This window comes from Saccharopolyspora sp. NPDC050642 (genome assembly GCF_040654735.1).
Lineage (GTDB): Bacteria > Actinomycetota > Actinomycetes > Mycobacteriales > Pseudonocardiaceae > Saccharopolyspora > Saccharopolyspora elongata.
Window position 1 is genome coordinate 80,940 of record NZ_JBFAIN010000028.1, and the last position, 20,728, is coordinate 101,667.

Genomic DNA, 20,728 nt, shown 5'->3' on the forward strand with positions numbered 1-20,728 from the left:
TCTCCGATCCCCGCGGTCACTTCGCGTGGTTCTTCCACGGGACCAGCTTTCGTCCCGCGAAGTCGACGATGAAGAACAACGCCAGGGCGATGGCGGCGAGCACGATGAAGGCCGCGAACATCGACGGCAGGTCGACCTGGCTGTTGGCGAGGAGGATGACATATCCCAACCCCTTCGAGCCGGCGATGAACTCACCGACGACCGCCCCACCCACAGCGAGCGAGATGGAGATCTTCGCTCCGGAGAAGATCGACGGGATCGCGTAGATGAACTCGATCTTCGTCATCTTCTTCCACTGCGACGCCTTGTTGATCCGTGCCAGCTCCTGCAGTTCGTGGGGTACCGAGCTCAGGCCGTCATAGGTGTTGATCACCAGGGGGAAGAACGCGATGGCCATCGCGACGAACGCCTTGGACTCGAAGCCGAACCCGAACCACACGATGAACAGCGGTGCGAGCGCAACCTTGGGGATGGTGTCGATTGCGATGAGCGCGGGGTAGAGGAAACTGCGCACGGTCGTCGAGTAGTGCAGTGCCGCGCCGCACAGAACCCCGAGCGCGGTGCCGAGCGCGAAGCCGGCAAGCGCCTCCTGCAGCGTGACGAAGGTGTTGCTCGCGAAGTACCCGGGCCGTTCGATCAGCTCGGCGAAGGCCGAGATCGGCCCGACGAGCAGGAATTCCGGCGGATCGAAGATGATCACCAGCAGCTGCCAGACGACGAAGAGCCCGACGATCCCCGCGACTGCCTTCACGCCGGCCGCGATCGAGTCACGGCTGGGTCCTCTCGGCCGGGGTGCCGCCTGTCCACCGAGCGGTGCCTCGGGCGAGGACTGGCGCAGGCCGTCCGAACTGACTTCAGGAGTGGCCATGGCGGGAGCTCCCATCGAAAGGCGCGCCGTGCGCGGACAGCGCCGCGGGACGAGCATCGACGACTTCCGACTGCGGATGTGGACGCCAGTGGGAGCCCGTGGCGGGGAGAGGTGGCAGTGACGACGTGAACGATCGCGGTGTCATTAGGTCCTCACAACATTGGAAGGGTTGCGACCGGGCGGTCGCGGGAATGGTCGGCGAGGGCCGGATCTGGCCGGGGGTAACCCGTCACACATGGCCACACTGGTTAATCGGCGCTGTCGGCGGCGAGCGCGTCTCGACCGGGTTCACCGTCGAGTCGACGCCATACGCCAACCGGATTGTCGTCACGAACCTCGGCCGGCAGCAATGCCGCCGGTACGTCTTGATAGGCGACGGGTCGCAGGAAGCGCTCGATCGCGAGCGTCCCGACCGAGGTGCTGCGCGGGTCTGTCGTGGCCGGGAACGGGCCGCCGTGCACCATCGCGTGTCCGACCTCGACTCCGGTGGGCCAGCCATCGAACAGGATGCGCCCGGCCCGCTCCTCCAACAGCGGCAGCAGCTTCGCGGCGAGTGGATGATCGGCCTCATCGGCGTGCACGGTCGCGGTGAGCTGACCTTCCAGCGCGCATACCGCTGCGGTCAGCTCGGTGGTGTCCGCGCATCGGACGAGCAGCGACGTCGCACCGAAAACCTCGGCCTGCAGCTCCGGATCGGCGACGAACCGGGCACCGTCGACGGTCAGCAGCCGGGCGCAACCACCAGCCGCACCGCCGGGCCGGCTGCCGCGTGCGAGCTCCTCGACGCCGTCCCGGGCAGCAAGGGCATCACCGGCGGTGGCGTAGTGGTCGGCGATGCCGGTGGTGAGCATGGTGGCTCCGGGGTTGGTGGCGACGGCGTCAATGGCGGCCTTGGTGAACGCGTCGAGGCCCGGTCCGTCGATCGCAAGCACCAAGCCAGGGTTGGTGCAGAACTGTCCGGCGCCGAGAGTCAGCGATCCGGCGAACGCCTCGCCCAGCTCGGCGCCGCGGGATCCGAGCGCTGCGGGTAGCAGCAGCACCGGATTGATGCTGCTCATCTCGGCGTACACCGGGATCGGCACTGGCCGCGCCGCAGCTGCGGCCGCGATCGCAAGCCCGCCGCTGCGGGACCCGGTGAAGCCCACGGCACGAATCCGCGGATCGCTGACGAGCCGGGCACCGATTTCGGTCCCGCTGCCGACGAGCTGGGAGAACACGCCCTCGGGCATCCCCGTCTCGGCCGCTGCGTCGGCGATCGCCCGTGCCGCCAGTTCTGCGGTACCCAGATGTGCCGGATGCGCCTTGACAACGACCGGGCACCCCGCGGCCAGCGCCGACGCCGTGTCGCCCCCAGCGGTGGAGAAGGCCAACGGAAAATTGCTCGCGCCGAACACCGCGACCGGGCCGAGCGCGATCCGGCGCTGCCGGATATCGGGGCGTGGCAGCGGGGCGCGGTCGGGCCGTGCCGGATCGATCCGGGCGCCCTGCCAGGTCCCGGCCCGCAGCTCCGCGGCGAACAGGCGCAGCTGACCGCTGGTGCGACCGACTTCGCCGGTGAGCCGCGGACGGGGCAGCGCGGTCTCGGCGTGAGCGCGCTCGACCAGTGCCTCCCGGCGCTCGTCGAGCAGATCGGCGATGCACTCGAGGAACTCGGCACGCCGCTCGGCGGTGGTCGCCCGAAACACCGGAAACGCCTGCGCTGCCAGCGCACAAGCCCGCTCGACCTGCTCGACCGACGCCGCCGAGTAGGCGGGGCCGAGAGCCGCGCCAGTACGGGGATCGGCGGACCGGACCTGCTCGCCCGTGCCGATGACGGGTTCAGCTCCGATGACCATGGCGCCGGTCGGGCAGGTTTGTGGGGGAGCGGGCACGAGTGTCTCCTTCAGCTTCATCGCTGTGCTCAGATGGTGGCGGTGCGCGAGGTTTCGACGACGTCGACCAACAGTGCGTTCTCGGCGTCATCCAGGTCAGTCAGCGGAGGCCGGACCGGACCGGCTGGGTGCCCGACGAGATTCATGCCAGCCTTGACGATGCTCACCGCGTAGCCCGCCTTGCGGTCACGAATCGCGGTATAGGGCAGCACGACGTCGTCGAGCAGTCGACGCACCTTCGTTCGGTCCCCTGCCCGCACCGCGCGGTAGAAGGTCAGGGCGAACTCGGGCAGGAAGTTGAAGATCGCCGAGCTGTAGGTCGTGACACCCAACTCCAGGTACGGCAGCGCGAACGTCTCCGCCGTCGGCAGCCCACCGATGTACACCAAGCGGTCACCGAGACGCGAGTGAATCCGAGTGATCGCCTCCAGGTCACCGACACCGTCCTTGAAACCGACCAGGTTCGGGCACGCGTCAGCAAGCGTGGCCACCGTCTCCGATGTGTACACAGCGTTCGCCCGGCTATAGAGCACCACGCCCAGCGAAGTGGACTCGCAGACCGCGCGCACATGAGCGCTGAGGCCGTCGGGGGAGGCCTCAGTGAGGTAGGGCGGGAACAGCAGCAGGCCGTCGGCGCCGGCCGCCTCGGCGTCGCGGGCCATCTCGACCGCCTGCGCGGTGCCGTGCCCGGCCGGAGCGAGGATCGGGGTGCCCTCCGGCGCGCTGCCGACGGCCGCCCGGACGACGTTGCCGACCTCCTTCGGGGTCAGGGAGAAGAACTCCCCAGTCCCGCCAGCGGCGAACAGGCCGGCGACCTCGTACTTGCCGAGGCGGATGATGTTCTCCCGGTAGGCGGGCTCGTCGAACGCCAGGTCCCGGGTGAAGTGGGTGACCGGGAACGAAAGCAGCCCGGAGCCGAGGCGCTCGGCGAGCTCGGTCGGGGTGAAGGCGGGCATCAGCTTTTCCTCCTGGGGGCATCCGCTAGGGCGATTGGGATCCACCGTAAGAACCAAAACGATGCGCGTCCAACACTGTTTCAGCATTGACTGATACCTATAATGAATCCGTGTTTACGCTGAGCCAGCTGGAGAGCTTCGTCGCTGTCGCCGAGACCCTGCACTACGGCCGCGCGGCGGAACGACTGTCGATGACCCAGCCCCCGCTGTCCCGGCGGATCCAGCTGCTGGAGCGCGAGCTGGACGTCGAGCTGTTCGACCGAGCCGGCCGGGCCGTCCGGCTCACCGCCGCCGGGCGGGCGTTCCTGGGCGACGCCCGGCGCATCCTCGGGCTGTCCGAGCAGGCGACGCTGTCGGTGCGCCGGGTGCCCGCGGGCGAGATCGGGACGGTGGCGCTGGGTTTCACGGCGTCGTCGGCGCACTCGGTGCTCGACGCCGTCGTCGGCGCCATTCGCACCCGACTGCCGGGCGTCGACCTGGTGCTACGCGAGCGGGTTTCCGGAATCCAGCTGGAGGAGCTGCGGTCCGGGGAACTGGACCTGGGCCTGGTCCGTCCCCCGGTCCCCGGCACCGGGCTGGAGCACTGCCCGCTGCACCAGGAGGCCTTGCTGGCCGCGATCCCGGCCGGACATCCGCTGGCCGCGCCGGGCCGGGTGCTGCACGTGCGCGACCTCGACGGCCAACCGTTCGTCATGTACTCGCCGACTGAGGCCCGCTACTTCCACGAGGTGCTGGTTGGCGTGTTCCGCAGCGCAGGAGTCGCGCCCCGGTACGTTCACCACCTAACCCAGGTGCACACGATCCTGGCCCTGGTGCGGGCCGGGCTCGGCTTGGCGCTCGTACCGCAAGCAGCCGAGGCGCTCGGGCTGGACGGCGTCGCGCTGCGCCCGGTGGCCGGGATCGACGGCGAGCCGGTCGAACTCGTCGCCGCCTGGCGGGCGAACGACGACAACCCTGCCCTGCACGCCGTCCGGGACCTGGTGATCGACGTGGCCAGCCGAGGCTTCTCCTGATCTAGCCGATCGACTATGTGGGGACCCCGGCCCGCGCCGCCGCAGGCGGCGCCCGGACCTGAGTTCAGCGGGAGTGTGCTATTCGACCCATTTCACCGACGTCGCCAGCGGACAGCGCGCCACTCTCGTGGTCGGTGGTCTGGTTCCCTTGCCGACACGCAGGACCGCCAGCACGGCATTGTCGCCGGAGGTGTCTTTGGTCGAAGGGATCCCGAGTCCGCCGAATTCTCCCAGCAACGGTTGAGCCGCGTATCCCTGCTCAACCAGGGCCAGCCACAGTCGCATCAACGTCTCACCCGCGTTGATGCGGTCAGCTACGCTCTGACGTGGGCCGCGCAGCACGAGTAGCGCGCCGCAATTGCGCAGCTGTCGGGCACGTCTGTGCTCGACGACCCCGGCCAGCACGCGGCGTCTGACCACGTCCGGTATCGCCGACCCCGCCAGAGCCGATGCAAGACGTCCGGCGACACCGGAGATTCCGAGCAGGTCGTGAGGTGTGCCGAACGAACTGAGGCCGAACTCGGTATCGGCCCGCTTGCGCACCCACGCCCACAGTTCGTCCTCGTGGCCGATCAACGTGGACCTATCGCGTTCGGTCCGGCCGAGGAGCCTGCTTCGGGCTTGCGAGCTGCTCATCGTCTCCAGCTCGACATTTCGGTCGGCACACAGTTTTTCGACCTGCTTCAGGGTCGTGCAGTCGATCGGGGTCGACAGCATGTCGCCTCGGTGCGTCGAACGTGCCCCCAGAACACCCTGGCGGGTCAAGAAGTCATCACGCAGGCGATCGAGGCGGAATCGGCCTGCGAACCAGCTCTGGTCCGTGAGCGCACCGTCGTGCGCCTCCCACTCGCCGTGCGAGAGATAAGAAAGAGCTCCCAGCGCGCATCCGAGGTTCTCGGCCCAGCCCAGCTCGTCCGGATGCACTGCCGGCCAGCGTTCCCCGTTGCGCGCGAGCCGGACGGTGTGGTGGTCGACGATTCCGAAACGCCACGGCTGGGAGTTGTACGTGGAGGGAGCGAGACGGGCGCCGTCCAGGACAGCGGCGAGTTCCGGGGGCAGTTCGCGCTCCCGTTGCCCGCTCCGCACGGGCCGAGAACCGCCTTTTCGCGTCACCTGGTGAACGGTCCACAGAGTTCGGGCGAGTTCCAGCGGCATGCGCACCCGGTGTGCCAACGCCGCGGCTCTCGGCATGGCCGCAGCATGGAGGTCCACCGTCACAACGGGTTTCACCCGTCGGTTCATCAGCAAGTTGAGCACAACCCTGCTGCCGAGCGCACCGAGACCCATCACGCAGTACGAAATCTGCGGCCAGGTACCGCCGTTGGCCAGCCGGTCGGACATGACCGGGAGATAGTCGCTGGGGAAGTGGGTCCTGCCGAACCAGCGCACGGAGTCCCACAGACGGTTGTCCCGGTGCGCTTCCGCGGTCGCCTTCCCGTGGAACGGCAGCGGGTTGCGGCGGTAGTCGAAGACGAACACGGCCGGTTTTCCGCCCCAGTCGACTCCGGCGACGACGGGAATGCCGCGTCGGGAGGCGCGTTCGTGCAGCTGGTACTTGACCCACGCGGACATCGCGGGATCGATCGCGTCGAAGGCGACATGCGCGCCGTCGAGCGCCTCGTCGAGGTTTTCCAGGGTGAGACCGTCCAGGTAGGTGCGCACCTCGGCGGTGGGACTGATCGCGACTACCCGGCGGGCGAGCACCTCGGGTTTCGGCAGGCCGACATCAGCGACCACGCACGCCTGCCGGTTGAGGTTCGACACGTCGAAGCTGTCCGGGTCGGCGAGCCGGAAACGGGTGACACCCATTCGCGCCAGCGGCTCGACCACGGCACCACCCACGCTGCCGCAGCCGGCCACCAGCACGGTCGCGGCCCGCAGTACCGCTTGCTCACGCTCGGTGAGAATGTCCAGGTTGCGGCTCACGGCCTCCGCACCGAAACTCGCCGTGCCAGCGGCGAGCGGATCAGGACCTCTGAAATTCGAATGCACGATCTTTCTCCAGCGCTCGCCGGAAGTTCATCTTCCGTATTTCCTGAAGTTTCGCCGTTACGTAGCGGTAGCTTTGCTGGTCTGGACGGTCTCGTTGAATAGGATGGGGTGGCTTGAGCTGCGGTGGCTTCGGTTATCCGAGCGCGCCGAGGACGAGGATCGTCAGGTTCGCCAGGCCGAGGGGTGTGGCATCAGTTTCTGCAAATTGTCCCAAGATCGGTACGACAGCGGGCAGTTGCGGACGGAGTCCGCTACCCGCTGTGGGTCGCGCTCTTGAAGCGCACCGGGAGGCTCCTGAGGCAGCGCACTTTCCCCTGACGCCATTGCAACTCGCGGGGGTGGACTGCAAGTTCGATGTTGATCGGTGCGTGTAGCAGCGCAGTCACGACGGTCTGTGTCAACAATGTGGCGAGCGGGGCGCCGGGACACCGGTGGATTCCATGGCCGAACCCGAGGTGGTGGTTGGGGTGTCTGTCTATAAGGACAGTGTCGGGTTGTGTGAAGCGTCGCTCGTCCCGGTTGGCGCTGGCCAGACACAGAAAGACGCGATCGCCCTCTTTGATGGTGTTGTCTCCCAAGGTGAGTTCTTCGGTTGCCACACGGTGGACGGGGGCCAGGGCCGGGCCCTCGTAGCGCAGTATTTCCTCTATCGCTTTGGGTATCGTGCCCGGAGATTGGTAGAGGAGTCGGCGGCGGTCTGCGTGACACAGAAGATGCAGGAGGGTGCTGGAGATCAGGCTGATGCTGGTATCAAGGCCTGCAACAAGAAGCAGCATCACCATGGTCAGGATCTCGGTCGCGTGTAGTCGGTTGGTATCGGCGGCCAGGAGTTTGCCGATTAGTCCGTCGGTCGTTGCTTGTTCGGGGTTCCGCAGGAGCCAGGCGGTGTATTCGCGCAGCGCTTTATGGCCATTGGCGCTGACGCAGCGCGCGTTATCGTCCAGTTGCTCGGTCCAGAGATCATGGGACCAACGCACGATCTTGTCTAGATCGGCCTTGGGCACGCCGAGAAGTTTGCCGATAGTCAAGGCGGAGATCGGTTCCGCGATCTCCGCTACGGCATCGACCACCCCGCGCTTCGTGACGGTGCTGATCAGTGAGCGCGTTGTGTGGTCGATGAACGGGCGCATGAGTTCGGCTTGGCGGTGGGTCAAGTAGCGGGCGACGCTCTTGCGCAGGCGAGTGTGCTTGGGCGGATCCGTTGTGAACAGACTCTGGGGGAACGCGGCGCGCGAAATGTGCTGCTGTAGGTCGGGGTCGGCTGGGCACCTGCCCTTGGAGGGGTCGCTGCTGAGCCGAGTGTCTGTGAGGGCCTGTACGGTTTCTCGATACCGGGCTACAAACCAGGTGCTGTCGGAGATCCGGTTCACAGCGCCTGTGCTGCGTATTTCGGACAGCAACTGGTGGAGGTCACGGAGTTGTGTGAGGCCCTGGGGGAACCCTGCAGGAAAAAGGTTTCTGTGCTCGGATTGTGGAGGCCTGTCGGATGGGTGTTGCAGCATCGGTTGTTCACTCCGTCACGGCAGCATGGGATAGGGGAGATGACGCCACAGCGTGCTATATGGGCTCCTTGAGAGTGGTTACCAGGTGACGGGTAGTGAGGTGGGGGCGCGTAGGATCGATCCGGAGCGCCAGGTCACTTCTAGATCCGGGACTGCCTTCTGGAGGCCCGGTATGCCCTCGATGAGCGTTTTGAGAGCGACCTGGATTTCCATGCGTGCCAGGCTGGCACCGACGCAATGGTGTGGCCCGTGGCCAAACGCGAGATGGTGGTTGTCCGGCCTCGTGAGCTTGAGGGTCTCCGGGGCGGCGAAAACCGCTTCGTCGCGGTTGGCCGACGGAATGGAGACCAGCACGGCGTCGCCCTTGCGGATGAGCACGCCGCCCAGCGAGACGTCTTCCGTGGCGACGCGGGCGAAATCGGCTCCGTTATTGAGGGGGGTGTATCGCAGTAGTTCTTCGACCGCTTTCGGGATGGCTTCTGGGTGTGCCAAAAGCCAGTGCATGTGCTCGGGGTGGGTAATGAGGAGGTAGACGAAGTTGGCGATCTGGCACGTCGTCGTCTCCCAGCCCACGACCAGGAGGGCCGTTGTGATGTCGAGTAGCTCGGCGTCGGTCAGTCGCTCGCCGGCTTCGTGCGCGCTGACGAGCGTGCCCAGGAGATCGTCGGTTGGGTTTTCGCGGCGGGCGGCGATGTGCTGATTGATGACTTGAGCCAGGTCCTGACGCGCCCGGGTTACGTCCTCGGCTGTATGGGAGGTGCTGGTCATCACCACGTCGGCAGCGGCTACCAGGCGGTGGGTGTCTTCGGTGGTGACACCGAGTAGTTTCAGCAGGACGTTGATGGGGAGGGGGACAGCGAAGTCTGCGACGATGTCGCAGGGCGGGCCGTTGGCCACCATGGCGGCTACGAGTTCTTGAGCGATTTTCTTCGTATGCGCGCGGAGTTGCTCGGTACGTCGCTTGGTGAGACTGGGGGCGATCAGTCGCCTCAGTCGAGTGTGCTCGGGCGGGTCCATAGCCATGATCGAGGTTTCTTTGGCAGGCCGCGGTCGCATGCGGGGTACGTCTTTGCCTGCGGCGGCCGCACGACTGAACCGGGGATCACAGAAGACCAGTTTCGCGTCCTCATAGCGGGTGACCAGCCATCCCCTTCCTCCGTAAGGCATCTGCACCTCGACCACGGGCTGCGTGGATCGCAGCGACGCGTACTGGGGTGGGACTGCGAGCGCGGGGGGTGGCTCGAACGGGTAACGCAGTACATGCTCGGTGTTCATCGGGTGGCCTCTTCCACCCACGGATGGATGATCGTGCGTTCCGTGTCAATGGTGACCAGGCCACCACCGATCTCTGACCAGTCGTGGTCAACGCCGTGGTATCGCGGGGAGCATCGCGTATAGAAAGCGGTTCCGGACGCGATGTCTCCCAGGCACTCCAGGTAGCGCAGCAGGCCACTCGTGAGCTCCGGATGTGTTGCGATGAACTGTTCGCGGCAGGCGATGAACTCTTCTTCTGCCGATTCCGCCAGATCCACTACCTTGCGGACCGCGTCACTGATCCGCACATGCTCCGTGTTGCACTGTGCCGCGATGGAGTTGGTGAGATCCTTGCCTGCCATGTACTCCTTCCGGAAGGAGTACAAGTCATTCACGAGGGAGGTATATCGGCGAAGGATTCGCCATATTTTGGAGATGGCATCGGCGTGGGCTTCGAGTTCACTGTGGAGATCTACTTCCAGCATGAGCTCAAGGATGGGGAAGTCGACGTCGATCCCTACGTTGACATCCCTGCGCTCGAGAAACTCATCCAGAGTCAGAGATCTGCCGCTGCGCCTGTCAGACGCCTCGGCCTTCCAAGATTCCAAGGTCCCTTGCAGTGCACGGGCGATGCGCGCGCGGATCGAGGGCGGTGCCAAACGGCACAGGCGGTACCAGACGTCTGACAGGCAGCGTCCCAGGACAAGCACATCGGCTGTGTCGGACGATGGCTGGTTCCTGTCGAACTCCTGCCCGTCTCCGTTCAGGATTTCAATGGCCCGGTCCAATGCCCGATTACGCGTGGCCTCATCGGCGTCCCGGAACGGCCCTGGCGCGCTGTGAACATCGTCGGTCATCACCATCCAGCCGCCCAGGTCACAGATGATTCTGAATGTATCTACGTTTCCGCACGTGAATTGGTGAGAAATCCACACATCTGCGAAGCCCTGCGCCAGCCACAAGTCGATATCCCCTCGCGGCGCACAGAAATGGGCCCAATTCCGGATTTCCGGGAACCCTTTGATCCATGCCCTCGTCTCGCCCAGGGTGCGTGCAACGCCTGAGTGCTGCCGCAGGGGAAGCCGTGTCTTGAGGTCGGGAAGGTAGTACTGGTCCTCGCCGCAGTCGAAGAGGGTCGTCCTGGCCATTTTTTTCCTTGTCTTATTCATTTTCACCGTGGCGAGTTTTTCTTCGCCGAGGAGCAGGAAACTGCCCGTCCAGGGCCTCGTCCTATGGAGCCACGCGCTCGTCGAGCAGCCGGACGATCTTGCCGCTGCGGGGGTTCACCTTGATCATGTCGGCCGGGACGAACTCGACCACCAGAGGGTTGATCAGCCCGGCGCGCACGTGTTCGCCGAACATCGGGCGCAACTCTTCGAACCGCGCGGATATCGCCTCGGCAAGCGGCTGTGGATCGTCGACCTGCCCACCGATCCGCAGCACGAGTTCGTCCTTGGAGTCCCGTCGACGTTGCACCGCCTGGAATCCCGCGATGGGCTGATCGCCGGCCAGTTCCTCGATCACCACACGCAGGTCCTCCAGGTAAACGGTGACCGGACCGACCCTGGCTCCGTCGTCGGCGCGGCCCAGCAGGCGGAACCGGCGATCGTCGTAGTCGACCCACGCAGCGCGGTCACCGACCGGATACCGGATGAGCGGCATCAGCCGCCGGACGAGGTCCGTGGCGAGCAGCCTGCCGGGGCGGCCTGGTTCCCTGATCGGATCACCGGTTTCGTCGTCGACGATCTCCACCAGTTTGTGGAGCCGGTGGACACGATGCACGCGCGCGTCCGGCTCGTCCTGGACGGGCGCGGCCAGCACCCCCGCGTCCACCGAGGCGTACCCCAGCGAGCGGACAACGGCGTTGGGGAACGCCTCGGTGATCAGTCGGCGCTGATCCTCGTAGAACGCCTCCCCGCCGAAGAGGAAGAGGTGGACCGCGGGCGCCGAGTCACCTCGCGCGGTCAGCCGCGATGCGACTTGGCTGGCCGTGGTGGGCGTGGCCAGCAGCACGGTCGCCTCCTGCTCGATGATCAGGTCCGCCATGACCTCAGGCGACGGGCTTCCCGCGATCGGCAGGTGCACCACGGGGACGCACGTCTCCTGCAGGCACAGGACGTTGAACAGGAAACTGGCGTACAACTCCCCGGCGTAAAAGAGGTTGGCAACCCGGTCACCGGTCCGCAGTCCCGCCGCCGCGTACCCGTCGCCCTGCAGCCGGGCCATGGCGTGCAGTTCCGCCCTGGTGTACACGGTCAGTTTGGGGCTGTTGGTCGTCCCACCGGTTTTGAACACGACACCGTCATTGTGGCCAGCCGTCAGCACCCGGTTGTCCTGCACCGTGTTGGCCTTCCAGAAGCCGATGTGGTCGACGATCGGCAAGTCCTCCGCCCGGATCGGTCCGTCGGTGGCAACACCGGCGTACAGGTCCCGGTAATAGGGAGAATTGCGGCGGGCGAAGTCGACCAGTTCGGTGAGATCCGGTTCCAGCATCACGTGTCCCCGTTCGTCGGCGAAGACGTCCGTCATTCCGTGATCTCCAGGAGCGCGCAGATGAAGCGGAAGCCGGCACCGATCCCGATCACGAGGACGGTGTCCGAAGGCTCGAGGGACTCTTCCCGGAGGAAGTGGTCCAGGCCGAGGAGCTGGTCGCACGGGCCGACATGGCCCAGTGTCCGGTGCAGGGGCCAACTGGTCCGGTCGCTGGGTATGCCCAGGGGATCGAGGAGGAGAACGGTCAGCTGCGCCAACCCCAATCCGGTGACCGCGAACCGGGAAACCTTGTCGAGCGACACGCCGGCTTCCTGGAGGACCTGCTCGACCGCGGCGCGGGCGGCTGTCTGGAGAGTGCCGACGTGGGGCAGGACGCCGACCGTCTCCGCCTGTGTCATCATGCGGCTTCCGTCTTCCGCGGGGACGGTGGGCGTGGCCAGGTCTTCGAGTTCGGGCACCGCAGTGCAGGAGGTGGCGACCAGCCGGGCCCGCCCGGCTCCCCGGCTCAGCACGGCGGCAGCGGCGCCATCGGACAGGAAGTGCCCCAGCCCGGGCAGCCACCTCGGCCAGCGCGGCGCGACGAACCGGCCCGCCGCCGTCACCAGCGCGGAGGTGGCGGAGGGATCGGCGGCGAGGTGCGAGGCGGCCAGCACGAGTCCCGCAGCGCCACCGCAGCTGCCCGCGCCCGCCTCGACCGCAAGCGCCCGGGAGGCACCCACAACCCGCTGTACGTAACAGGCGGGCGCGTAGTGCTCCTGGTCATCGAAGGCGGCGTGGATCACCGTGGCGATGTCGGCACCCTCGTGCCCGGAGCGGCGGAGGGCGTCGGTCGCTGCGCTCGCGGCCATCTCCGCAGCGGTGAACCCGTGCGAGGCGGTAAAGGACTCGAAGTCGGACATCTCGAGTGCTTGGCGGTCGATCGTGCCGTCACCAACGAGGTCGGTGGCGCTGGCGCGGGGCGGCAGGTACCGGCCGGTGCCGCTGACGAATATGTCGTTCCAGAGCATGGTGTTCTTCTTTCGTTGCGGATCACGCCGCTTCGCGCAAGTATTGTTCCGAGAAAATGAGTGCCATTGAACGCCGATTCGCGTGCAGGCAACGGGATCGCCAGGAAAGTCTGGCGGCATCCAGAGAATTGTTTTTAGGTGCTCCTCGGTCTCCGCGTCCGGTCACATGCTCCGTTTTCGGCCTGCGGAAATCGGTCTACGCTGGGTGTTGCGTCTGGGGTATTGATTCTGTCGCCAATCGGACCCAAATGTTGTTGATCGTAAATTCTGTGGCGAATTCTGACTCTTTTGCCGACAAGGGCGACACCGTTCAGTTATGACCGTGCCCTTATGGACACCCGACACGTGTCCATTCGGGCAGGCGAGATCGTCGAAGTCGATCCGGGCCGTGACTGATTAGTAAGGATGGGACGCATGTTCAACGTCGAGAAGGTCCGGTTGGCCGGAGCCGACATCGAACTCCCCAGGATGATCCCGGTCGAGCAGCGGTTCGCCGCCGAGGCGGTCGAGGACCTCGAAGCCGCGATCCGCGGCCAGGTCGCCGAGCACGACCACAACCGCCCGGTCAGCGGCAAGCGGATCGCCATCACCGTGGGAAGCCGCGGGATTGCCCAGATCGACCGCATCGTGGCCACGCTCGTCGACGCCCTGCTCGGCTGCGGCGCCAAGCCGTTCGTGGTGCCCACGATGGGCAGCCATGGTGGCGGCACCGCGGAGGGCCAGCGGCAGGTGCTGGCCGAGTACGGGATCACCGAGGAGAGCATCGGCGCCCCGATCGTCTCGTCCATGGAGACGGTCGTGGTCGCCGAGTTGGACGACGGCACCCCGGTGCACTTCGACGCCGAGGCCGCCCAGGCCGACAGCGTCATCGTGCTCGGCCGGGTCAAGCCGCACACCGACTTCCGGGGCACGCACGAGAGCGGTCTGGCGAAGATGCTCGCCATCGGCCTGGGCAAGCACCGCGGCGCGACAACCCTGCACGCCCACGGCATGGCTGCGTTCGACACGCTCATCCCGGCGGTGGCCGAGGCGATGCTCGGCGTGGTCCCGATCGAGTTCGGGATGGCCGTGGTGGAGAACGCCTACGAGCACGTCGCCCGCATCGAGTTGGTCCCGACCGCGAAACTGCTGGAACGCGAGGCGGAACTGCTGGTCGAAGCCAAGCAGCTGATGCCGAGGCTGTTGATGTCCGACATCGACGTGCTGGTCGTCGACGAGATCGGCAAGGACATCAGCGGCACCGGGATGGACCCCAACATCACCGGCCGCGCCCAGGTCAACGCGGACAAGTTCCACGCGGTGCCGATCAAGCGGCTGGTGGTGCTGGGCCTGACCGAGCACACCAACGGCAACGCCTGTGGCCTGGGCTTGGCGGACGTGACCACCCAGCGCTGCGTGGACCAGATCGAGTTCGGCTCGTTCTACACCAACTCGCTGACCGCAGGCCTGCCCGACAGCGCCCGGATCCCGATGGCCCTGGCCAACGACCGGGACGCCATCGTTGCCGCCCTGCACATGTCCCGCGGCCCCGCGGAACGACCGGCGAAGGTGGTGCGCATCCGAAACACCCTGTCGATGCCCCGCATCGAGGTCTCCGAGGCCTACGCCCAGGAGGTCGCCGACCACCCCGACATGGTCGCGCTCGGCGAGCCGCACGACTGGGACTTCGACGCCACGGGAACCCTCCAGCCCCTCCCTGCCGCCCGCTGAAGGACCGCGGTGGGTCGGGACCTGGAGACCGGCGCCAAGCACTACGGCGCGGAGCAGCGCTCACGGACCGTGCAGCGAGGAATCGAGGATTTCTGACAGCAGATCCAGAAGGGAATACCCTATTGCGGAGCCGAATCTCTCCGGCATAGCTTCACGGCGCAATTTCCATGCGACCGCGGCAATAGTGATTCGGCACAGAGGCACCGAGGCGACCCGTCAGAACCCGTCCAGCATCCGGTGCTCTCCGCGATCTTCGCCACCGCACTCTAGGGCCAACACTGCAACGCGGCACTCGCGTGGGTAGTGGAGGCGTTCGCGCTTACCGGGCCCGGCAGGTCCTGAGGTAGCTGAGGAACGATGCCTGCAGGCCAGTCACGTGCGTTTCGCGCAGGACCGCGCTGGTGACGGCTCCGCCGCGTGAGGTGAGGCGGTGAAGGACGGTGGCCGTGTTCTTCGTGATGTTTTGGTAGATGGCCAGGTCTCCGAGCAGCTCTCGCTCGTTGAGGGTCACGTGAAGCTTGGCGGCATGCCGCCTGTCACCCATCTCTTGGAGCTGGGCGAAGATCTGACTGTCTTCACCGGCGACGCCGGGACTGCCCGCTCCGATGCTCTCGAAGAGCGTGCTGCCGGTGAGCCAGGTGTAGAGGCTGAAAAGTCCGCCGTAGGAGTAGCCGAAAAGGCCGTGACCGTTCGTGGCTGTGCCGTAGTCGCGTTCGATCCGCGGGTGCAGTTCCGCGGTGAGGAAGCCCAGGAACGCATCGGCGTGGGTGTCGCGCAGTTCGGCGAGGTAGGCGTCGGCTTCCTCGCGTGTCCTCACGCCCGTTTGAACTCCTGCCTCCACGGCATCGATGAGCTCCTTGGCGATGGGCTCGCCGGGTGGCACGAGGTCTCTGTTGCGCAGCCGATCCCAGTGCTGTGCGTCTTCGCCCGCGTAGCCGACGCTGACCTGGATGTAGGGCTGGATCCGCTGCATGGGGTCCGCCTGGGTGACGATGAGCGGAGCCGTCATGCCCACGGCCCAGTTGCCGTCGAGCACATACACGGCAGGCGCTCGCGTCGTGGCGGGGTCGTAGCCCGGTGGCGTGGTGACCCAGACGCCGTAGTCGTGCCCACCGCTGGAGCGCATCTCGAAGTAGTCGGTGTCGGCGAGGCAGCCCTGCCACATGGTGCTCATCGGAGGTCCTTCACAACACGTCCGGCTTGGACGACGAGTACGGCGTTGGCGGGGTCGGCGAAGAGCTTCGGATCTTCGAGCGGATTGCCGTTCCAGAGCACGAGATCCGCCTGCATGCCGGGAGCGATGACCCCCACTTGGCTGGATACGCCAAGGATCTCGGCGTTGGTCTTCGTGGCCGCCACGAGTGCTTCCATCGGCGTCTCCAGCTCTGCGCGCAACTTGAGTTCTTCGCCTCGACGGTCCTGAGCCGGACCGATGAGATCGGAACCCAGCCCGATCCGCACTCCGGCCTCCTTGGCGACGGCAAGCGCCTCGGTCATCCGCTCACGAACACCCAGCACACGATCGCGGGTCGACTCGCCGAGGCCGGCTCCAGCGGTGTCATGCAGCAGTTGCTCGACGACAGCGAACGTCGGCACAAGGGCGACCTCGCGAGTGGCCATCAGGGTGGCCGTGGACTCATCGAGGTCGGTGCCGTGCTCGACACAGCGCACGCCGGCCTTGACCGCGTTCCGAATGCCTTCGTTGTTGTGGGCGTGAACCGTCACATAGGTGCCCCGTGCCGCGGCTTCCTGAACAGCGACGGCGATCTCTTCCACGGTGAACTGGGTGTCGGTCAGCCGGTCGTGCTCGCCGACCACTCCGCCGGTCACACAGAGCTTCAGGAAGGAGGCTCCGCGACGGAAGGCCTCGCGCACGTTGCCGCGCAGCTCGCCTGCGTTGCCCGCCATCATGGACAGGGCGCACAGACCGGGAACGTGATGGCTGCTCCACAGCTCGGTGGGTTCCCACTCGGCTCCGTAGTAGCCGTGCCCACCGGTCTGGCACTGAACAGGTCCGCACGACAGGACGCGTGGCCCCCTGACCTTGCCCTTGGCGATCGTGGTGACGACGCCGCCGTCGATCCCGCCGGTGTCCCGAACGGTCGTGAAGCCGGCGTCGAGCGTCGCGCCGGCCGTGGCGAAGATGTCTGCAGCGATCTCCGCGGCACTGATCCGAAACGAGAACTGCGGCTGGATCGGGCTCGACAGGCCCAGGTGAACGTGAGCGTCGATCAGGCCAGGCGTCATCGTCAGTCCCCCGGCATCGAAGCGCTCGCCGTGTGCGCCGGAGGCACCGAGCTGGGTGATACGCCCGTCTTCGATGGTGACGTTGACGTCGACGGGGTCGCGACCCGACCCGTCGACGACCGCCGCGCCGGTTATCTGAAAAGGTCCCACGAGTCATGTCCTCCGCCGTCGGTGAGCTGACTGCAACCATGGTTGAAGCACCACGGCACCGTCAGTCTTTTCCAATGGATAAACTGTGGGAGTGATCCTGTCAAGCACGGAACGCACCGGCGACGCACGCGAGCGCCTCCTGGCTCGGCTTCTCGACGCCTTCGACGAGGCCCTTCCCGCACCGGAGGTGTCACTCCGTGAGATCGCCGCCCGGATCGGGACCAGCCACGCCCTCCTGCGATACCACTTCGGGTCGCTCCCGGGCGTCCTGGCAGCCATGCTCAAGGCGCAGCGATCCCGTGACAACGAGGCGCTTTTCGAGGCCGCCCAGCAAGGCACCTTCGACGACCTCGTCGTGGCGATCTGGCGGACCTACACCCGCCCGGAGCAGCTGTCGCGTGTCCGCGGCTTCTTTCACGTCGTAGGTCTGGCCGCGTACAGCCCGGAGAACTTTCGTGAGTTCATAGACTCACTCGACGACCTGACCAAGATTCTGGCCTCGCTCGCGGAACGCGAAGGGCTCGATACCAAGGAAGCGCTGACCACGGCCTCCGTCACCATCGCCGCGATTCGTGGCCTGCTCCTCCAGGAGGTCCTGACTCCGGCAGTCCACTCGGAGGACGCGGTGGCCTTGATCCTGCGCATGAGCAAGGGCCAATCCGTTCCACGGACACATCCGGGGCCTTGAGCAGGTAGTACTGCAACGACGGCGTGCCAGGCCCGGTCGTGGCGGGCCTGGCACTCCCACATCACTCTGGCCATGCTCGCCGCCGTCTACCTCGCTGCCACCCGCGCCCAGGAGGCCGAAAAGGGGCACCTGGGACCGGCATCGACGGGTTGATCCCATTATCGGGCAACGAGATCCGCCCCTGATCGCCGAGTGCCGTTGCAGTACTAGCCCCGCCCGCTGAACAGGTTTGGACGCTGAGTCGGCGGCGTTTCGCCCAAACCTGTTGGCGCGCCGATTTCTTCAGGGGCAGCAATAGCTATGCCGGAACCGCCGATCGGCCCGGTCGCGGTGCTGGGCGCGGACGATTTCGCCGTCCGCCGCGGGCACCGCTATGGCACTGTCATGGTCGACCTCGACACGCGCAAGCCGGTCGACCTTATCGACGGCCGTGACGGTGAGGACCCGGCCGTCTGGCTCGCCGCCAGGCCTGGCTCGACGGCCACGTCGAAGACCGATCCGAGCATCACGAGAAGACCGCGCCAGAGCCCGGATTTTGACGCGGATGGCGTCGATGAGTGTCATCGGAGAGATCCGGTCGAGCGGTCGGTTGGACCACTCGGTTATCGGTGGGGGCAGGCCAGGGCGAGGTCCACTGTTGATCAGGCGGACTTCCCGGCGATGCGTTCGGTGGCGGTGAGCCGGGCGGCGTCCGCCTTGCTGGAGCTACGTGCCGAAGCATGGGGAAGCCCCTCGATTGCTTCGTGAGGCGGCGCGGTGTTTTAGGGGCCTTGCTTCTCCGGGGCTGGACTTCTACCGCAAAGAACTATATAACTAGTGAAAGTCTTTTTTAGGAAGACATCGCCTCGCATACATGCGCAGGGACAACGTGGAGGTAGCAGCATGACCTGGGTGGCGTGGCGGCAGCACCGCGCGCAGTTGTTGCTGATGGCAGCGGTATTGCTGCTCGGCGTGGTCGCGGTCCTGGTGCTGCATACGAGCATGTTGCAGCAGATTCAGGCGCAGGGGCTGGAGCGGTGCCTCGCGGTGGGGGGCCAAGGCCCGGGCTGCGCGACCGGGGTGAGTGATTTCCGCGACGAGTGGTTCGATCTGCTCAGAGTCGGCCAACTCGTGATCGTGGTCCTCCCGGTGCTGCTGGGGGTGTTCAGCGGGGCGCCGCTGTTCGCCCGCGAGATCGAGCACGGCACCCACGTGCTGGCGTTCGCGCAATCGGTGACCCGGGTCGGCTGGATGGCGGCCAAGCTGGTGATGCTGGTGGTGCCCTCGCTGGTCGTACTGGTGGTCCTGCAGTTGCTGGTGAGTTCCTGGGTCGCGGACGCCGGGCTGATGGGGCCGCTGGTGGACGGCCCGTTCTCGTTCCTGAACTTCGAGAGCATGGGGTGGGTGCCGGCCGTCCACCTGCTTTTCGGCTACGCGTTGGGCGCGCTGCTGGGGGCGGTGCTGGGGCGGTCGTTGCCGGCGATGATCAGCACCCTGGCCGGGCTGGTGGCGGTGCGCGGTGCCGTCGGATTGGCGGGACCGGCTCTGATGCCGTCGCAGCTGCGGACCTCGGCCGACCCGATGAGTGCTCCCGAGTCCGGTGTGGACGAGGTGGTCCAGGTGGGTTTCCTGGGTGCCGACGGGCGGACCATACCGGAAGGCGGCTTCAACGCCACCGTGTGCGGTTCGCGGGGCGATGTTCCAGTCTCGACCTTCGACCCGGCTCAGTGCTATGCGCAGCACGGGGTGGTCGGCCAGTATGCCGAGGTGGTTCCGGCCTCGTACGCCCCGATGCTGCAGCTGATCGAGTTCGGCGTTCTCGGCGTGGTTGCGGTCCTTCTGTTGGGAGGAACCGCGTGGACGCTGCGCAGGAAGCATTGATGACGCTGCGTGGAGCGCGCGCCTTCGGCGATGGCCGCCCCATATGCTGGGCGATATGATCGAGTTCCGGATCGACCGTCGCTCCGGGGTCTCCACGTACATGCAGATCGTCCAGCAGGTCACGCAGGCCATGCGGTTGGGACTGCTGGGGCCCGGTGACCGGTTGCCCACTGCGCGCGAGGTGGTGGAGGCCACGGCGGTCAATCCGAATACCGTGTTGAAGGCGTATCGAGAGCTGGAGCGGGACGGCCTGGTGGAGGCTCGGCGTGGGGTCGGTACCTTCGTAACTCGATCGCTGGCGAGCGGCCGGACCTCGGTCGAAGCCCCGATGCGACGCGACCTGGCGGACTGGATGAGCCGTGCCAGGAGCGGCGGGCTCACGGTCGAAGAGGTCGATGCGCTGTTCGCTGCCGTCCGTGACGAGTACTTCCCGGCCGGAGGACTGGAACACCCATCATGAGCGCGCTGAGCACCATCGGTTTGTTCAAGCGCTACGGCGACCGCCGGGGGATCGAGGACTGTACGGTCGAGCTCCCCGAAGGCAAGGTGGTCGCGCTGGTTGGTGCCAACGGTGCGGGCAAGAGCACGTTCTTGGCGTTGGCGGCCGGCCTGGTCGAGCCGTCGTCGGGTGCCGTGCGGGTGTTCGGCGACGAGGTCCGCGGCCGCATCCACCCTGACCTGGTGGGGCCCGCCGATGCGGGGCCCCCGGAGATCGGGACGGTCGTACACGCGAGGAAATCCGGGAGGCAGCAGCGGATGCTGGTGCGCGCCCCCGGGGTACTCGCCGCGGGCTGGGAGTCTCGGCAACCGGACCTGGAATCGCTCGTGACCGATTACCTGCGCGCCGGCCGCGAGCGCGCGGGAGTCTGAGAACCGCTCGCCAGCCCCGCTGATCCCCGTCGCCGAGCCGGGGCGGCGGGGCTTCGTCGTTTTCGGGCCTCCGGCGGGGGATTCGTTGCGTGTTGCCGCGTCGGCTCGGCCCCCTGCGGGAGCCCTCTTCCGTGCTGCTGACGCGATCGGCTCGTTCTGCTCCTGGTGAGGCGTCTGCTGGCGTGATCCAACGTGATCCATCCAGTCGGTGCCCTTTCGTCCCGCTTTCCCAGACCCGGCCTTGTCC

At 66.5% G+C, this 20,728-nt stretch carries 18 protein-coding genes; 7 read left to right on the forward strand and 11 right to left on the reverse strand.

The features are described from left to right. Positions 1 to 16 precede the first annotated feature (16 nt). The 3 genes from AB0H93_RS31805 to kdgD all read right to left on the reverse strand — a co-directional run bounded on the left by AB0H93_RS31805 (position 17) and on the right by kdgD (position 3,695). Entirely contained in the window at positions 17 to 868 is an 852-nt protein-coding gene (locus AB0H93_RS31805) for an ABC transporter permease (protein WP_358577564.1), read from the reverse strand. Between the two features lie 248 nt (positions 869 to 1,116). Continuing rightward, a complete protein-coding gene (locus AB0H93_RS31810) occupies positions 1,117 to 2,739 on the reverse strand; it encodes an aldehyde dehydrogenase (NADP(+)) (protein ID WP_358577566.1) in 1,623 nt (540 codons plus the stop codon). 29 nt (positions 2,740 to 2,768) lie between these two features. Next, on the reverse strand, positions 2,769 to 3,695 hold the full coding sequence (gene kdgD, locus AB0H93_RS31815; RefSeq protein ID WP_358577568.1) for a 5-dehydro-4-deoxyglucarate dehydratase: 927 nt from the start codon (positions 3,693 to 3,695) through the stop codon (positions 2,769 to 2,771). Positions 3,696 to 3,805: 110 nt separating this feature from the next. Between kdgD and AB0H93_RS31820 the strand changes: the two genes are divergently transcribed. Next, the gene (locus AB0H93_RS31820; protein ID WP_358577570.1) at positions 3,806 to 4,708 is read left to right on the forward strand and encodes a LysR substrate-binding domain-containing protein; all 903 of its coding nucleotides are present in this window, start codon (positions 3,806 to 3,808) and stop codon (positions 4,706 to 4,708) included. A 78-nt stretch (positions 4,709 to 4,786) separates the two neighbouring features. Here the strand turns inward: AB0H93_RS31820 and AB0H93_RS31825 are convergent, their stop codons facing one another. The 6 genes from AB0H93_RS31825 to AB0H93_RS31850 all read right to left on the reverse strand — a co-directional run bounded on the left by AB0H93_RS31825 (position 4,787) and on the right by AB0H93_RS31850 (position 12,956). Continuing rightward, positions 4,787 to 6,634 (reverse strand): ThiF family adenylyltransferase, encoded by a 1,848-nt coding sequence (locus AB0H93_RS31825; RefSeq protein ID WP_358577572.1) that lies wholly within the window; start codon positions 6,632 to 6,634, stop codon positions 4,787 to 4,789. A gap of 317 nt (positions 6,635 to 6,951) precedes the next feature. Beyond that, positions 6,952 to 7,830 carry a cytochrome P450 gene (locus AB0H93_RS31830; protein ID WP_165968465.1) on the reverse strand — a complete coding sequence of 293 codons (879 nt, stop codon included), beginning with the start codon at positions 7,828 to 7,830 and terminating at the stop codon, positions 6,952 to 6,954. A 450-nt stretch (positions 7,831 to 8,280) separates the two neighbouring features. After that, positions 8,281 to 9,384: a cytochrome P450 gene (locus tag AB0H93_RS31835; RefSeq protein WP_358577576.1), complete on the reverse strand. Its 1,104-nt coding sequence runs from the start codon at positions 9,382 to 9,384 to the stop codon at positions 8,281 to 8,283. A gap of 89 nt (positions 9,385 to 9,473) precedes the next feature. Further along, complete coding sequence (locus AB0H93_RS31840) at positions 9,474 to 10,604, reverse strand: terpene synthase family protein (protein ID WP_358577578.1); 1,131 nt, start codon at positions 10,602 to 10,604, stop codon at positions 9,474 to 9,476. An 82-nt stretch (positions 10,605 to 10,686) separates the two neighbouring features. Next, entirely contained in the window at positions 10,687 to 11,985 is a 1,299-nt protein-coding gene (locus AB0H93_RS31845; RefSeq protein WP_358577580.1) for an AMP-binding protein, read from the reverse strand. After that, on the reverse strand, positions 11,982 to 12,956 hold the full coding sequence (locus AB0H93_RS31850; RefSeq protein WP_358577582.1) for a 3-oxoacyl-[acyl-carrier-protein] synthase III C-terminal domain-containing protein: 975 nt from the start codon (positions 12,954 to 12,956) through the stop codon (positions 11,982 to 11,984). Before AB0H93_RS31850 ends, AB0H93_RS31845 begins: the two co-directional genes overlap by 4 nt. A 414-nt stretch (positions 12,957 to 13,370) precedes the next feature. Here AB0H93_RS31850 and AB0H93_RS31855 point away from each other — a divergent pair, with 414 nt between their 5' ends. Continuing rightward, positions 13,371 to 14,666: a lactate racemase domain-containing protein gene (locus AB0H93_RS31855; protein ID WP_358577584.1), complete on the forward strand. Its 1,296-nt coding sequence runs from the start codon at positions 13,371 to 13,373 to the stop codon at positions 14,664 to 14,666. Positions 14,667 to 14,985: 319 nt separating this feature from the next. Here the strand turns inward: AB0H93_RS31855 and AB0H93_RS31860 are convergent, their stop codons facing one another. Continuing rightward, positions 14,986 to 15,840, reverse strand: a complete 855-nt coding sequence (locus AB0H93_RS31860) for an alpha/beta hydrolase-fold protein (RefSeq protein WP_358577587.1) — start codon at positions 15,838 to 15,840, stop codon at positions 14,986 to 14,988. Then, positions 15,837 to 17,063, reverse strand: coding sequence for an amidohydrolase family protein (locus tag AB0H93_RS31865; protein WP_358577589.1), 1,227 nt, complete (start codon positions 17,061 to 17,063; stop codon positions 15,837 to 15,839). Before AB0H93_RS31865 ends, AB0H93_RS31860 begins: the two co-directional genes overlap by 4 nt. 91 nt (positions 17,064 to 17,154) lie before the next feature. On the opposite strand from AB0H93_RS31865, the gene AB0H93_RS31870 reads away from it, so the two are divergent. The 5 genes from AB0H93_RS31870 to AB0H93_RS31890 all read left to right on the forward strand — a co-directional run bounded on the left by AB0H93_RS31870 (position 17,155) and on the right by AB0H93_RS31890 (position 20,481). After that, positions 17,155 to 17,751 carry a TetR/AcrR family transcriptional regulator gene (locus AB0H93_RS31870; RefSeq protein WP_358577591.1) on the forward strand — a complete coding sequence of 199 codons (597 nt, stop codon included), beginning with the start codon at positions 17,155 to 17,157 and terminating at the stop codon, positions 17,749 to 17,751. A gap of 300 nt (positions 17,752 to 18,051) precedes the next feature. After that, entirely contained in the window at positions 18,052 to 18,498 is a 447-nt protein-coding gene (locus AB0H93_RS31875; RefSeq protein ID WP_358577593.1) for a hypothetical protein, read from the forward strand. A 135-nt stretch (positions 18,499 to 18,633) separates the two neighbouring features. Then, on the forward strand, positions 18,634 to 19,611 hold the full coding sequence (locus AB0H93_RS31880; protein ID WP_358577595.1) for a hypothetical protein: 978 nt from the start codon (positions 18,634 to 18,636) through the stop codon (positions 19,609 to 19,611). A gap of 55 nt (positions 19,612 to 19,666) precedes the next feature. Then, positions 19,667 to 20,071, forward strand: coding sequence for a GntR family transcriptional regulator (locus AB0H93_RS31885; RefSeq protein WP_218157722.1), 405 nt, complete (start codon positions 19,667 to 19,669; stop codon positions 20,069 to 20,071). After that, positions 20,068 to 20,481, forward strand: a complete 414-nt coding sequence (locus tag AB0H93_RS31890; protein ID WP_358577598.1) for an ATP-binding cassette domain-containing protein — start codon at positions 20,068 to 20,070, stop codon at positions 20,479 to 20,481. Before AB0H93_RS31885 ends, AB0H93_RS31890 begins: the two co-directional genes overlap by 4 nt. Positions 20,482 to 20,728: the final 247 nt, after the last annotated feature.

Bases quoted from the DNA above. Each gene is read 5' to 3' on its own strand.
- AB0H93_RS31875 (WP_358577593.1), top strand. From the start codon at position 18,052: ATGCCGGAACCGCCGATCGGCCCGGTCGCGGTGCTGGGCGCGGACGAT.
- AB0H93_RS31850 (WP_358577582.1), bottom strand. From the start codon at position 12,956: ATGCTCTGGAACGACATATTCGTCAGCGGCACCGGCCGGTACCTGCCG.
- AB0H93_RS31885 (WP_218157722.1), top strand. From the start codon at position 19,667: ATGATCGAGTTCCGGATCGACCGTCGCTCCGGGGTCTCCACGTACATG.
- AB0H93_RS31855 (WP_358577584.1), top strand. From the start codon at position 13,371: ATGTTCAACGTCGAGAAGGTCCGGTTGGCCGGAGCCGACATCGAACTC.
- AB0H93_RS31840 (WP_358577578.1), bottom strand. From the start codon at position 10,604: ATGGCCAGGACGACCCTCTTCGACTGCGGCGAGGACCAGTACTACCTT.
- AB0H93_RS31890 (WP_358577598.1), top strand. From the start codon at position 20,068: ATGAGCGCGCTGAGCACCATCGGTTTGTTCAAGCGCTACGGCGACCGC.
- AB0H93_RS31860 (WP_358577587.1), bottom strand. From the start codon at position 15,840: ATGAGCACCATGTGGCAGGGCTGCCTCGCCGACACCGACTACTTCGAG.
- AB0H93_RS31830 (WP_165968465.1), bottom strand. From the start codon at position 7,830: ATGCGCCCGTTCATCGACCACACAACGCGCTCACTGATCAGCACCGTC.
- kdgD (WP_358577568.1), bottom strand. From the start codon at position 3,695: ATGCCCGCCTTCACCCCGACCGAGCTCGCCGAGCGCCTCGGCTCCGGG.
- AB0H93_RS31805 (WP_358577564.1), bottom strand. From the start codon at position 868: ATGGCCACTCCTGAAGTCAGTTCGGACGGCCTGCGCCAGTCCTCGCCC.
- AB0H93_RS31845 (WP_358577580.1), bottom strand. From the start codon at position 11,985: ATGACGGACGTCTTCGCCGACGAACGGGGACACGTGATGCTGGAACCG.
- AB0H93_RS31880 (WP_358577595.1), top strand. From the start codon at position 18,634: ATGACCTGGGTGGCGTGGCGGCAGCACCGCGCGCAGTTGTTGCTGATG.